The following is a 14,514-nucleotide window of genomic DNA, read 5'->3' on the forward strand; positions in this document are numbered from 1 at the left end:
ATATAATAAAAAATGCAACCTTATAAAGTTGCATCTTAAAACTATATAAAGCTCTTCCCTACGCTAGAATTATCTAGATCAGGTATGAGGGTCAGAACTAACAGTTCTATCTCAGCCTATTACATAGGCCCCCCTAGATTATTTAATTTTATATGTAAATTATATCATATATGTTTAATTTTTTCAATATTCAAGCTTCATCAAATTTTATGCAATTAAATTCCACATAATTATTTAATTTTTAAATATTTTTAATATAATAAAGTAATATTTAAATACTTAAAAATGAATTTTTGTAAATTTAATCATTTTTAATTTTTCTACTTACCTATTGAACTTTAAAGGATTACATTATAAAATAAATTATGACAAATTCTTTACACAAAAATAAAATTTATGAGGAATGTATTATGAAAAATTTTACTATCATTACAGATTCTTGCTGTGATTTGCCAATAAACTATATTAATGATTTAAAAATACCTTATGTTAGTCTGACTTGTAATTGCAAAGATGCAGAAGTATTAGATGATTTTGGCGAAAGTTATCCTTTTAAAGATTTTTATGAAGATATGCGAAAAGGTAAAATGCCTAAAACTTCTCAACCTAGTAGCCATGCTTTTTATAACTCTTTTAAAAAAATTTTAGAACTTGGAAATGATATACTCTATATTGGGGTTTCTAGTGGCTTAAGCGGAACTACTAGTGGTGCTCATATAGCTAATTGTATGTTAAAAGAAGAGTATCCTAATTCAAATATTCATATAATTGATATTTTAACAGCTTCTTTAGGACAAGGTATCATGGTTTTACAAGCTTATGAAATGCAGAAATCCGGTAAAACCTTAAAGGAAATTATAGACTATTTAGAAAACATTAAACAGCAATTAAATACTTATATTATTGTGGATGACATCAATCATTTAAAAAGAGGTGGGAGAATATCTGCAACTTCTGCTTTTGTAGGTATGCTATTAAATATAAAACCATTCTTGACTATAAGCAATTTAGGTAAAGTTTTACCTATAGGAAAAATTAGAGGTAGAAAAAAAGCTTTATCTACTCTCTTTGAAAAATTTATTGAAAAAATAGAAAACCCTGAACAGCAAATTATAGCAATTTCTCATGGCGATTGCATAGAAGATGCTTTAGCTCTAAAAACACTTATACTAAACAAATTTAAGATTAAAGATGTAATTATAAATCACATTGGGCCTGTGGTTGGCGCTTATGGAGGTCCAGGTGCTCTGGCTTTATTCTTTTTAGGTAAAAAAAGAGAAATTCATGTAAACTAAAATATTAAAATAAAGTACAGGTACTAAAACTTGCCTGTACTTTATTTTTTAGATTTTTATGTAATAAATAATTAATATTACATATTAGTCATCAATTTTCCTAAATAACCATGAATCAACCATAGATGTATTATCAAACTTCTGTTAAAATTAAAAACAAATTGTGCCGAATCTCTAAAATGAGTACGGGGGACTAATTATCTTGGGGTGAATCTTCTTTAAATAAGAAGTAGGGTGACTCTCAACCCGAACCCGTCAACTAACCTCGGAGGCAAAATGGAGGGATAAATTTTATGATTAATTTAAAAAAAATCAGAAACTTAGTATCAATTGCATCTTTATCTTTAATGATATGTACTCCAGTACAAGCTGCTAATTATACTGTAACATCTGGAGATTCTCTTTATACTATAGGAAAGCTTTTTAATACAACGTATACATCTATTATGAAAGACAACAATCTTACAGACTCATCAATATATCCAGGAAAAACACTTACTGTTCCTGGTTGCATTTACACTGTAAAAAGCGGAGATACTTTATATCTAATATCTCAAAAATATGGTGTGTCCATTTCCGATTTAAGACAAGCTAATAACAAATGGGATAACTATTTGAATATTGGCGATAAACTTAATTTGCCTGGAATAACTTCATCAAATACAACAGAAACTCCTGCTACAGCAGTTTCTAATACAACTGCCTCGTATACAGCAAGTGATTTAGATATTCTTTCTAGACTCATAATGGCTGAAGCTCAGGGTGAATCTTACAATGCTAAGGTAGCTGTAGGTGCTGTAGTGTTAAATAGAGTTAAAGATTCTCGTTTTCCAAAAACTATATCCTCTGTAATATACGAAAAATCTGGTGGATATTATCAATTTACTCCAGTTGTAAATGGATGGATTAATAAGTCTGCATCAGCAGAATGTGTACAAGCTGCTAAAGATGCTCTTAATGGTGTTGATCCATCTAATGGAGCCTTCTACTATTTTGATGATAGTGCCACTAATCAATGGCTTTGGTCCAAACCATTAGCTGCTAGAATAGGTAAATTAGTATTTGTCTATTAAAATTAAATATAATAAAACACTATTGGTTTACTAAAAGCTAATAAACCAATAGTGTTTATTTTTAGTTATAAAATATATTAAAATTTAGTATATTTTTTATATTATACTTTGGTTTTATATTATATAGCAACCTCATTTTATAATCCTAATTTAATCACTTTACATCCCTTGCTTAATTTCATTATATGAATAAATCAATAAGTTGACACAGAAATTTTTATTTCATTTTTATTTAAAAATTACAAATTTTCATTCATTTTTCTATACTACCTGCTTAAAATATTATTTACATTCCTTTAATTTAATTATATTATATAAGTGTAATCGTTTTATAGAAAATATATTAAATTAAAAATTATCAAAAAATTAAAAAAACAAATACTTAAAATTGAAAAGAGGTATTTTTAATGGACTTAAGTTCAATAGATTTTATGGATATGCATAATCATACTCTTTGGTCAGATGGAATTCACTCTCCAGAAAAAATAATCGAAAATGCTATAGAACATAACTTAACTGCAATAGGTATATCTGATCACTTTCAAACTGATAAGTGTAATTCTGTGCCTACTGAAAATTTAGAAAACTATATAAAAAACTTAGAAGATTTAAAATTAAAATATAAAGACTATATAGAAATATATTCTGGAATTGAAATATGCATGAACAGGGACTTATGTGATTTAAATAATTTACCATATGATATACTCAATAAATTAGATTATGTTCTTTTAGAATATATAGATTACTTTAAAAGTAGTGTAAAGCTTAGTGAATTAGAGACATATACAAAACATTTAAAATGTAATATTGGTTTAGCCCACACTGATTTACTTTGCTTGTATAAAAATTATGGATTGAATTTTTTGATAACCAAATTAAAAGAAAATAATCTGTTTTGGGAACTAAATGTAAATGAAGGTTATGAGTATTTTGATACCATAGTAAAATCCATAGATACTTGGAGAACTAAACGATTATTTAAATATTTGAAAAAAAATGATATAAAAATATCTGTTGGTTCAGATACCCATTGCCTTGATTATTATAATATAAGAAAGCTTAAAATAGGAAATATGTTATCTAAACATAAATCTATTAAAATTCTAAAATATGATTGTTCTATTTCAAGGGCTATGGAATTTGGAAATAATATAACAAGCCATTATGGTATATAAATCTTTTGTATATTCTTATTATTTTTCTCAGACTTTAAAGCTTAGAAGTTTTCTAAGCTTTTTTATTATCTTTTTTTTAAATGCAAAATATGCTATTATTATCGTACTTATAAGAAATGCAATATGTAATCAAGTCTAAATTAATATTTTAATTGTTCAAAATTGCTTGATAAATGAATATTTGTATTTATCAAATGATTATTATACATAAAACTCCTTGTTTTTTAAGATACTAATTAAATATTTACATAACTTTATAAATTAAAATACAATTCTTTTGATTTAGGAGGTTATTTTTTTGAAGCATATATTTCGTAAAAATAAAAAAAACGTTAATAAAGAAATAGTAACTTATAATGATGAAAAAGCTGAAGCATTTTTAAATGATTATAATATGAAAATTGGAAAAAACAAAACATTAAGTCGTAAACTATTAGATAAACTCACCAAAGAAACCTTAATTGCTAGATCTATGAGATGCGTGTATCTTGTAGATAATTTCATAATCAAAACTTCATCAGATGCTACTGGAACTAAGCTTCCTATAGGAGCAGATCAATGTCTTAATGAATTCAATATATTCCATTCAAATGACCATAGGCTTAAAATTTTCAAAGATATTCTTTGTCCTGTATATGCTATATATGAAAGTAAATTTATATATCTTACAGTTCATAAATACATAACGGCCTTATCTCTAAATAACAATTACCATGAAACTATATACAATTATATAAAAAATGGTCATAACTTTCCAAATGAAACTATTTTTTTTAATCTTCTTGAAGAATTCAAGAAACTTTGGGTAACAGATTCAGAGGAACTTCAAAATGAATATTGTAAAATAAGTACTTTTGGTTATGATGAAAATAAAAACTTACTAATACTTGACTATGGAATGTTGTAAAAATTATAGTATTATATGTTTATTTCATTAATATTTCTTTAAATTAGCTAATTTTATCGTTATATCATATATTTCTTACTTTTAAGACTACACCAAACACTGGGAAATGTGATATGATATTATATAATATGAAATTCTTATATCCATTAATTTTTAGTTGCTCAATTCAGAAATTAATTAAGCTATTACATTTTAGTACATTTGGTATTTGTGATGGGGGGGAGAATATCTTGAAAAAAGATATTATTAAAACATGGACAAGGAACTAGAAAGATTAATGAACGACTATGGTGATGATGTACTAAGAATTGCTTATATGTACCTTAAGGACAAGTATTTAGCTGAAGATGTTTTTCAAGAAGTATTTATAAAAGTCTATAAGAATTTTTACAAGTTTGAAAAGAGAAGTAGTGAAAAAACATGGATTATGACTATTACCATGAATGCCTGCAAAGATATATTAAGAAATTCATGGTTTAAAAGGGTATTTGCATTTGACTATACTGACAACCCTTCAATAGCTGACAATTATGTAGATGCCAATATAGATAATGAAGTTATTAATTCAATTCAATATGAAAAATTATTGAATGAAGTTATGAATTTACCTCATAAATATAAAGAGCCTATACTACTTTATTATTACGAGGAACTATCTACTACGGATATAAGTAAAATTTTGAACGTACCAGAAGCAACGATTCGTAGTCGACTTTTTCGTGCTAGAAAAATGTTAAAATTTAATATAGATGGGAAGATTGAATATGAAGGATAATATGGAATATTTTAAAGAGGCATCAAATTTGCTCCTTAAAGACATTCATGCTACTGAAAAATTAAAAAAAATGACTTTAGAAAAATGTAAAAGTCAAAAAAAGAATAGGATAAAACCTATACTTGCTACGGCGGCTTCTGTAGCTTTTTTAATAATTGGATTTACATATAATTACTTCTTTAATAATTCAACTATACCTCGTAATTATGTAGATAATAATGAACAACAATATAAAAATTCTAACGATAGTGGAAAAGTTAAAGAAGATTCAAAAACAAAAAGTACTAATGAATTAGCTAAATCTGTAAATGATTCTTCAAAAAATAAAGGTGAGTCTAGTACTTCTGCTATTAACAAAGTAGATGACAACTCAAACAAGAGCAATACCAATACTACAAGTTCAGTAGATAGTGCTGCTGGTTCGTTTAAGAGTCCAAATAGTACTTCTACATCTGTAAACTCAACACAAAGCTCTTTGGCACCAAATGAAAATTTTAGTGGTAAAGAATCCTATAAGGGACTTCAAGGTATAGCTTCACCACAGAAAAATTTAGATATGGTAACTGCTGAAAAATATTTTGAAAGTAAGATCATAACTCCATCTTATGTTCCAGATGGTTTTAATCTTACAGATATATCAATTCCAGATGCAAAATTAAAATGTATTAAATTAAAATACAGTTCAGATTCCTCATATTTTGAAATATATGAAAGTAAAAATTTATCAAATTTAGATGGATCTAAAACTGTATATATAAATGCTAACAAAGCTTATATTAATTATACGAAAGATAGTAAGTCTGCCAATACACAGATAGTATGGATAAACAATAATGTACAATATTATCTATCTAGCACTTTGCCAGAGGATTCGTTGATAAATATAGCTAAGTCTATTAATTAAAAAAACATAAAAACTTTTGAAACATTTTATAATATGATTACGTCTAATTCAATATACGGAGGAAGTTCTATATATTTATTATTTTAATAGGGTATATTTCTTGTACCCTATTAAAATGGCGTTTGACTAATTTAGAATTTTAAAAATACATTTATTTTGTATTTAATTAACTAAAGGATTATTTTCAGGGAGGTCCCATTAATGAGAAAAAAATTTTTAATATCCACGTGTATTGCTTTGAGCATAGGTTTAGTATACATACCATCCAAAGCAAGTGCTGAAGTCTTGTCCAAAAACACAAATTCTGTTGAAACAAAAACATATTCTATAATTTACAATAAAGTTAATTTTCATACTATATCACAGGATGACGCTCCTAGTGATTTGATGAAAAAAATTGAACTTTATAAAGGTAATGAAGGGTTTGTTTCCTATACTGATAGTTCTTCTAATAAATCATATATAGCTGTTATGGCTGGAGAAAAGTCCACTTCTGGTTACGGAATTACTGTAAAAACTGTAGAAAATTCTAAGCAAGAAGTAAATGTATTAGTTGAAGAAACTTCTCCAGATAATAATGCTATATTACCTCAAATAGTAAGTTATCCTTATACTATAATAGAAACAGATGTTCCATTAAATAATATAACAGTAAAAAATTCTGATGGAAAAAATTATAGCTATTATGACATTCAAAGAAGTTTTCAACCTATAATTGGTATATCATGGGTTTCAGGTAATTTGAAAAATATATATAAAGAAAATAATTTTATATTTTTGGAAGTTCAAAATTCTAACAAAGTATCCCAATTTTTCTACCTTAATGATAATGAAGAAAGTGAAAATAAAATTAAAGATTTAAAATTAAATAGTAACGTTACTATAAAATACGCATTAGGAACTCCACAAAAATATAATAATAATGCTTCTTTCCCATTAACAGAAATATTATTGCCTGTTGATAAATCATCTTTTACTGACTCTAAATGGCAGGATTTAAGTCTACAAAAAAGCTTAGACAAAAATATGCAGTTAACGTTATATTATGATAAAGACCTTGAAAAAGAAAATGTAAGCAACACAAACATATATGTAGTGGATAGTGATGGAACTAGAATTCCTACCGAAGCAACTTTATCTGATGATAAAAAATCTATAAGAATTATTCCTTTGAAACCTTATATTGCTAATCAAACTTATTATCTATTCATAACAAGTGATGTTACCTCTAATATTAAGGTTTCTAATCAAGGCTACAGAATGCAATTTGAAGTATCAGTTCAATAGAAAAAGGAGTACTTATAAGTTCATAAGTACTCCTTTTCTATATTACTTGACTCCTGTTGATCCAAATCCCCCTTCTGCTCTTTCACTTTCAGATAACTCTCCTACTTCCAATATACTAACTCTAATTATAGGTTTAATCACCATTTGAGCTATTTTCATATTCTTTTCAACTTTAAATGGAAACTTTCCATGATTGATAAGTATTACACCAATCTCACCTCTATATCCTTCATCTATAGTTCCCGGAGTATTTAAAACTGTTATTGAATGTTTAAGCGCTAGACCACTTCTTGGTCTAATTTGAGCTTCAGTATTTCTTGGAAGCTCTATTTTTATACCTGTATGTATAAGTGCAGTTTCTGATGAAGGTATGGTAACTTCTTCTATAGAAAATAAATCCATACCTGCATCACCTTCATGAGCATACTCTGGTAATTTTGCCATTTCATTAACTTTTATAACTTTTACTTGTATTGTACTTTCATTCATTGTATTTATCTCCTTAATCATATATTTTGTGACATTATTCATTTTATCAATTATTAGTCATACTGCCAAGGAATTGGATAAAAAAATAGTTAGCAAAACATAAAAGTACACGCTAATAATATACAACCTAGCATGTACTTTTTACATTACAAAATATATCCTATTTAAAATGTTTTTTTTCAGTAACTTCTAAATCAACCTCTTCCAATTTTACAACCTTAGTATTATGCTTCTTTTTATATCCTAACCATAATACTAAAAATAATGGTAATCCTATATATGATGAAGTTACTCCTTTCCAATCTATTGTATCTGCTTGAAAATAAGTTAATCCCTGCCCTAAAATAACCACTATGCACAATACCAAGGCTATTATTGGGCCTAATGGAAATAACTTAGCTGTATACTTCAATTTACCTAAGTCACGTCCTTGAGCTACATAAGCCTTACGAAAACGATAGTGACATAATGCTATACCAACCCAAGCAACAAAGCCTGCAAGTCCTGAAGCCGCTACAAGCCATACATAAACTGTTGTTTCTGCATAAAGACCTGTTAAAAAGCAAAGTGATGCTATTATTGTAGTTGCTATTAATGCATTTACAGGAACTCCTCTTGAATTAAGTTTTCCAAAGAATGCAGGAGCTTTTCCATCCTTAGCCATTGCGTATAGTGTTCTACTTGAAGCATACATTCCTGAATTTCCAGCTGACAATACTGAAGTTAGAATAATAGCATTCATCAATGATGCTGCTGCTGCAATACCAGCTCTTTGAAATACCATAGTAAAAGGACTAGTTTGAACACCTGCATCTGTATAAGGAATTAATGCTCCAACTACAAATATTGTTCCCATATAGAATAGCAAAATTCTCCAGAATATTGTATTTATTGCTTTTGGTATATTTTTTTCAGGGTCTTCACTTTCACCAGCAGCTACACCAACAAGTTCAGTTCCTTGAAATGAGAATCCTGCAATTAAAAATATTAGGAAAATTGATTTAGCTCCACCTACAAATGGTGCTTCACCAATTGTAAAATTCTTGAATCCAACATAATGTCCGCCTATTATTCCATATATAGTTGCAATGCCTACTATTAAAAATATAATTACAGTAGCTACTTTAATACCTGCAAACCAAAATTCTGCTTCTCCATATGCTCTTGCTGACAAAAGATTAAGTACAACTACTAATGTAAGAAAGAATACACTCCATATAACAGGTGGTACTCCCGGAAACCAAAATTTCATAAGAACAGCACCTGCAACCATTTCCGTTGCAACAGTAATTGCCCAATTATACCAATAATTCCATCCCATAGCAAATCCAAAAGCTGGATCTACAAATTTTGTTGCATAAACACTAAAAGAACCTGAATCTGGCATAAAAGTTGCCATCTCTCCTAAACTAGTCATTAAAAAATACACCATAACCCCTATACAACCATATGCAACTAAAGCTCCTCCGGGACCTGCTTGTTTAATTGTATCTCCTAATGCCAAAAATATTCCTGTTCCAATGGCACCACCCATTGCAATCATATTAAGATGTCTCGCCTTTAGACTTCTTTTTAATTCACCTGACTCTTGATCTTTAATTTGATTAGCTTGTTCCATTTTTCTCCCCCTTATCGGTAATATTCTCCGATAAGTGAAATAACTAAGATAAAAAATGCTCTGAGAACACACTCAGAGCATTAAAATACACATTAATACATGAATGATAGCTCCCCACAAAATAAACTTTGTGACAGTCCTGTACATATTCTATACAAAGCCCAACTATATAGCATTAAAGCATCTGCTATAAGTTTCGGCAAAATTTCCTTTCAAACTGCTTCATAGTACTTACCTCTGCAGTGCTACTCTTAAATTTTGCGCCTCTATCTCAGTTATTCACTTATAATTAACTATTATACACTAAAATTTATAATTAGTAAACATATTTTAAATGTATTTAACTACAACTATAGTAATATGTTGTAGTTTAAGTTAAATAATTATTAAAAATATATTATTTCTTAGGTGCCAATATCATAATCATATTATTTCCCTCTAATTTAGGGGACTTTTCGATTATTGCAGCATCTTCTAATTTAGAAATAAATACATCAAATACTTTATTTCCTAAATGAGTATAGTTATTTTGTCTACCTCTAAATCTAATGGATACTTTCACTTTATTCTCACTAGATAAAAACTTTTTAGCATTATTAGCCTTAATTTGTATATCATGTTCTTCGATATTAGGTCTTAATCTTATTTCTTTAATATCAACAACCTTTTGATTTTTTTTTGCTTCTTTTTCTTTCTTAGATTGTTCATAAAGGAATTTATTATAGTCCATTATCTTACACACTGGTGGCTTAGCTGTTGGTGAAATCATTACCAAATCTAATCCTTCTTCTCTTGCACGATTTAAAGCTTCATTAGTTTTGACAACTACACTTTCTTCTTCACCCACCAATCTAATTTCATTTTCCCTAATACCTTCGTTTAAATTAAAATTTTTATTAATAATACAACACCTCCATAATTTTTTTAATCTATAATTTTATATTTTTACCGAATTAAATTAAGAAAATTTCCATATTGAGCTGTACTTTGCATAATAGCATAATTATTATTATATCCAATATTTTGATTAACTTGTACAACTATATTTGGATTAATTTCCACTGCTCTGGCAGCACTAGTTATTTTTTTACCAATTCCAGTATATCCTGAAAATATGTTTTTTACTTTATCAGTATCATTTTCAATTGCATCATTAAGTTTCTTCTTATCTATAGATAAAGTATTATCTTCATTAATAGTTATTCCTATACCTTTTAATCTGGATTCATTTCTCCTTAATGCACTTGATGATGCTTTTAATATGTTGGAATCTAAATCATTATTTTGAATGGCACTAGAAAATTTATTATAACTATTTACAAAGCTTTCAATGCCATTTTTTATTTTATTAGTGTTGCTTTTAATTGATACCTTAATTGGAGTTGTAGTGCTTTCCTTAAGATTTAAATTAACTTTTCCATTATCTAAACTTATATCATTTGTTTTAGATACATAGTTTACCCCATTTACACTATAATTTGCATCTTCAGCTGCCTGAACTTTATTACTAGCTCCAGATGCAGTTACTGCATTACCAACCTTGTCTATAATTTCAAAAGAGTTAGTTTTTCCAGCTTCTTTTGAATCAATCTTCATATACATTAGATTGGTTTTAGAATCTTTTATTATTGAAGCCTTAGCTCCTGCATCAGAATTATTTATAGCACTAACCATACTATTTAAAGCTTTTTCATTGTTATCACCTTCATCTATTTTGAAGGATATATCCTTAATTTGTCCATTGTGATTTATTGCAAAAGTATTATTTCCTGCATTAAGCATTGCTTTATCATAAGCATTAAGCTCAGTACTCTTATTACTTTGATATTTAGCAACATTTTTAACTTCTACACTATAAGTTTTATTTAAAGTACCTTCTTTTGCTGAAGCAGAAACCTTTTTATCATCACTAGAAACAGCAATTTTGGATTGAAATAATCCATTGCTACTTTCATCCACTAAATTTTTACCTTTAGTAAAAAGTTCCGCAGCATCATTTTTAACTGTAGATACTGAATATATCTTGCTAGAGGAATTTTTAACATTATAGTTATAGTCACTTTTATTTGTTTTTATACTATTGTATGCTAAAGAAAGATCATCTAATGTATTATATTTTCTAACACTACTTGTATTGTCTATCATAGGAATATTTTTATAATTCCAATTTAAACCATTAATCATTATAATCCTCCTCTGTGGTATAATATTTCTATTTCATTATTTATATTATCGCACACTTTTAGGATAATTTATATAATTTTATCATTTTTTTCTTACTTTTTTGAAAATGACAAAAATATAAATCAAAAACAGCTTTGGTAATTCCAAAACTGTTTTTGATAAAATTTGATATTACATAAAACTTCTTGGTATGTTATTTTCTAAGATATATTTACTTAAAATTGATTAATCTACTTTTTAATCAATAACAATATTATCATTTTTAACATCTATGATTATAGTTTTTTTGCCATTCACATTTCCAAACAGTACCTTATCAACAAAATAAGGTTTTATTTGCTGTGATACGATTCTTATTATTTCCCTTGCGCCATATTCTAAAGATAATCCTTTACTTGCTAACCACTTATAACACTCTTCTGTAACCTGTATTCTTATATTTTTAGTTTTTAGCTTTTCTTCAAATTGGCTTATAGTTTTTTTAGCTACCAAAAGTGCCATATCTTCATTCATTTTATTAAATACTATTATATTATCTAGCCTATTTCTAAACTCTGGAGAGAAAAATCTTTCTATTTCTTTATCTATATTTTCATTTTCTACAGTTCTTCCTCCAAATCCCATAAGAGGTTTTCCAATAGATCTAGCTCCTGCATTAGAAGTCATTATAAGTATTACATTTCTAAAATCAACCTTTTTTCCAGTACTATCTGTAAGAGTTGCATAATCCATTAACTGCAGCAATACATTTAAAACATCTGGATGAACCTTTTCAATTTCATCAAGCAGCAGTACACAATAAGGATTTTTTCTCACTGCATCTGTAAGAAGTCCACCTTCTTCATAACCTACATATCCTGGAGGAGCTCCAATAAGTCTCGCCACTGTATGCTTTTCTTGATATTCACTCATATCAAACCTTATAAGTGGAATATTTAACGCCTTTGACACCTGTTTACATATCTCCGTTTTTCCCACACCTGTAGGTCCTACAAATAACAGATTAGACACAGTCTTATTTTCATCATTAAATCCTGCACGGGATTTTTTTATAGCTGTAACTATAGATTCTATTGCTTTTTCTTGGCCAAATATCTCCCTTTTTATTGTTTTATCTAAATTTTTCAGTATATCGGCTTCATCTACTGATACAGTTTTTTCAGGTATTTTAGCTATGGATGCCACTATTTTTTCCACATCCTTCGCATTTATTTCAACAATACCCTCTTCTTCTGAATGAAGCTTTACATAAGCTCCTACTTCATCCATAACATCAATTGCTTTATCTGGAAGATACCTGTCTGTAATATATTTTGCTGAAAGCTCCACCGCAGCTCTTAAGGCTTCTTCTGTGTATTTTACATTATGAAATTCCTCATAATTTTCCTTAAGTCCATTTAATATATTAAAGGTATCCTCTATAGAAGGCTCTTTTACTTCAATTTTTTGAAATCTTCTTGCTAAAGCTTTATCCTTTTCAAAAACTTTTTTATATTCATCATAGGTAGTAGAACCTATAAATTTAATATTTCCTTTACCTAAGAAGGGTTTTAGTATATTTGAAGCATCCACAGAACCTCCTGAAACTGCTCCTGCACCTATTATAGTATGAATTTCATCTATATAAACAATAGCCTTTTCTTGTTTTTCTAAATTCTTAAGCACACTTTTTATTCTGTTTTCAAAATCACCCCTATATTTAGTTCCAGCTAAAAGAGTTCCCATATCTAGAGAATATATCTTACTTCCTTGAAGAAGCTTTGGTACTTTATTTTCTACAATCATTTGGGCTAATCCTTCTGTAATTGCAGTTTTACCTACTCCAGGTTCACCTACATGAATTGGGTTGTTTTTAAGTCTTCTTGAAAGCACTTGTATAGTTCTATCTAATACATCTTCTCTTCCAATAAGAGGGTCTATTTGTCCGTTTCTAGCTCTTTCTGTAAGTTCTATAGTGTACTGACTTAAAGATCCTTCTTCTTGTCTTTCATGGTTCTCTTCATATACATCTTCTTCTACTTCTTCCAAATCAAATTCTGTAATACCATGAGTTATATAATCTAACATATCTAATCTTTGTATTCCTTGCTTCTTTAAAAAATAACTAGCATAGCTTTCTTCTTCGTCATACATAGCTACAAATATATCACCTAACCCTATAATTTCCTTTTCCGCTGATAATACATGCTGTCCTGCTGAAGCTACTATATTGCCTACTCCAATAGTTTCTGTTGGTTCTCCCTTTTCTATTAAATCCATATTATCTTTAAAATATTTTATTAAATCTTCTTTTATATATTCTACATTACCACCACAATTTTCTATTATTTTTTTTCCTTCTTCAAAGAATAAGGAAGCATATAAAATATGCTCTGGTGTAAAATATTCATGTTTTGAATATTTTGCTTCATTATATGCAGCTGTAATGATTTCATTTACTATAGTATCTAATTTCATTTTTACTCCTCTTCTATACTAAATTTTAATGGGAATCCACTTTCTCGTGATGCCTTCATTGCTTGTGCCATTTTAGTAGCTGCTATATCATAGGAATATATACCTGCAATTCCTATGCCACTCCTATGTACATCATACATAATCTTTGTAGCTTCTACTACAGACTTTTTAAAAATCTCTATTAAAATTTTTATCACAAATTCCATAGTAGTATAATCATCATTGTATATAATTACTCTATACATTTTTGGTTTTTTTATTTCTGTTTTTGTATCTTGTTTTTCAATAGTTTTCTGACTCATTTATAAACAACTCCAAAGTTAAAATTATTAAATCGTTAGATGTAA

13 protein-coding genes and 3 riboswitches are annotated in these 14,514 nt (G+C 28.0%); of the genes, 7 read left to right on the forward strand and 6 right to left on the reverse strand.

Annotated features, from left to right (window positions below):
* Positions 1-38 precede the first annotated feature (38 nt).
* Positions 39-145: riboswitch (TPP riboswitch) on the reverse strand.
* A 265-nt stretch (positions 146-410) separates the two neighbouring features.
* The 7 genes from EG57_RS0212865 (at position 411) to EG57_RS0212895 (ending at position 7,419) form a co-directional block, all read left to right on the forward strand.
* A complete protein-coding gene (locus tag EG57_RS0212865; protein ID WP_032077600.1) occupies positions 411-1,295 on the forward strand; it encodes a DegV family protein in 885 nt (294 codons plus the stop codon).
* A 154-nt stretch (positions 1,296-1,449) separates the two neighbouring features.
* A riboswitch (cyclic di-AMP (ydaO/yuaA leader) is annotated at positions 1,450-1,584 on the forward strand.
* A 4-nt stretch (positions 1,585-1,588) separates the two neighbouring features.
* Positions 1,589-2,368, forward strand: a complete 780-nt coding sequence (locus EG57_RS0212870; protein WP_032077601.1) for a cell wall hydrolase — start codon at positions 1,589-1,591, stop codon at positions 2,366-2,368.
* A 407-nt stretch (positions 2,369-2,775) separates the two neighbouring features.
* A complete protein-coding gene (locus tag EG57_RS0212875; protein ID WP_032077602.1) occupies positions 2,776-3,546 on the forward strand; it encodes a CpsB/CapC family capsule biosynthesis tyrosine phosphatase in 771 nt (256 codons plus the stop codon).
* Positions 3,547-3,844: 298 nt separating this feature from the next.
* A complete protein-coding gene (locus tag EG57_RS0212880; protein WP_242859849.1) occupies positions 3,845-4,453 on the forward strand; it encodes a hypothetical protein in 609 nt (202 codons plus the stop codon).
* A 253-nt stretch (positions 4,454-4,706) separates the two neighbouring features.
* Complete coding sequence (locus tag EG57_RS0212885) at positions 4,707-5,228, forward strand: sigma-70 family RNA polymerase sigma factor (RefSeq protein WP_029161549.1); 522 nt, start codon at positions 4,707-4,709, stop codon at positions 5,226-5,228.
* The gene (locus EG57_RS0212890) at positions 5,218-6,132 is read left to right on the forward strand and encodes a DUF4367 domain-containing protein (protein ID WP_032077603.1); all 915 of its coding nucleotides are present in this window, start codon (positions 5,218-5,220) and stop codon (positions 6,130-6,132) included. Before EG57_RS0212885 ends, EG57_RS0212890 begins: the two co-directional genes overlap by 11 nt.
* Before the next feature lie 201 nt (positions 6,133-6,333).
* Positions 6,334-7,419 carry a protease complex subunit PrcB family protein gene (locus EG57_RS0212895; RefSeq protein ID WP_032077604.1) on the forward strand — a complete coding sequence of 362 codons (1,086 nt, stop codon included), beginning with the start codon at positions 6,334-6,336 and terminating at the stop codon, positions 7,417-7,419.
* A 42-nt stretch (positions 7,420-7,461) separates the two neighbouring features.
* Here the strand turns inward: EG57_RS0212895 and dut are convergent, their stop codons facing one another.
* The 6 genes from dut to EG57_RS0212925 form a co-directional block, all read right to left on the reverse strand.
* Entirely contained in the window at positions 7,462-7,908 is a 447-nt protein-coding gene (dut, locus tag EG57_RS0212900) for a dUTP diphosphatase (RefSeq protein ID WP_032077605.1), read from the reverse strand.
* Between the two features lie 160 nt (positions 7,909-8,068).
* The gene (locus EG57_RS0212905; protein WP_032077606.1) at positions 8,069-9,526 is read right to left on the reverse strand and encodes an amino acid permease; all 1,458 of its coding nucleotides are present in this window, start codon (positions 9,524-9,526) and stop codon (positions 8,069-8,071) included.
* A 99-nt stretch (positions 9,527-9,625) separates the two neighbouring features.
* Positions 9,626-9,803: riboswitch (Lysine riboswitch) on the reverse strand.
* A gap of 120 nt (positions 9,804-9,923) precedes the next feature.
* Entirely contained in the window at positions 9,924-10,382 is a 459-nt protein-coding gene (gene infC / locus EG57_RS0212910) for a translation initiation factor IF-3 (protein WP_414629347.1), read from the reverse strand.
* Between the two features lie 89 nt (positions 10,383-10,471).
* A complete protein-coding gene (gene fliD / locus EG57_RS0212915; RefSeq protein WP_032077608.1) occupies positions 10,472-11,710 on the reverse strand; it encodes a flagellar filament capping protein FliD in 1,239 nt (412 codons plus the stop codon).
* 237 nt (positions 11,711-11,947) lie between these two features.
* The gene (gene clpA, locus EG57_RS0212920; RefSeq protein WP_032077609.1) at positions 11,948-14,167 is read right to left on the reverse strand and encodes an ATP-dependent Clp protease ATP-binding subunit ClpA; all 2,220 of its coding nucleotides are present in this window, start codon (positions 14,165-14,167) and stop codon (positions 11,948-11,950) included.
* 2 nt (positions 14,168-14,169) lie between these two features.
* Positions 14,170-14,469 carry an ATP-dependent Clp protease adaptor ClpS gene (locus tag EG57_RS0212925; RefSeq protein ID WP_032077610.1) on the reverse strand — a complete coding sequence of 100 codons (300 nt, stop codon included), beginning with the start codon at positions 14,467-14,469 and terminating at the stop codon, positions 14,170-14,172.
* Positions 14,470-14,514: the final 45 nt, after the last annotated feature.

The organism is Clostridium drakei, assembly GCF_000633595.2.
GTDB classification, from domain to species: Bacteria; Bacillota; Clostridia; order Clostridiales; family Clostridiaceae; genus Clostridium_AM; species Clostridium_AM drakei.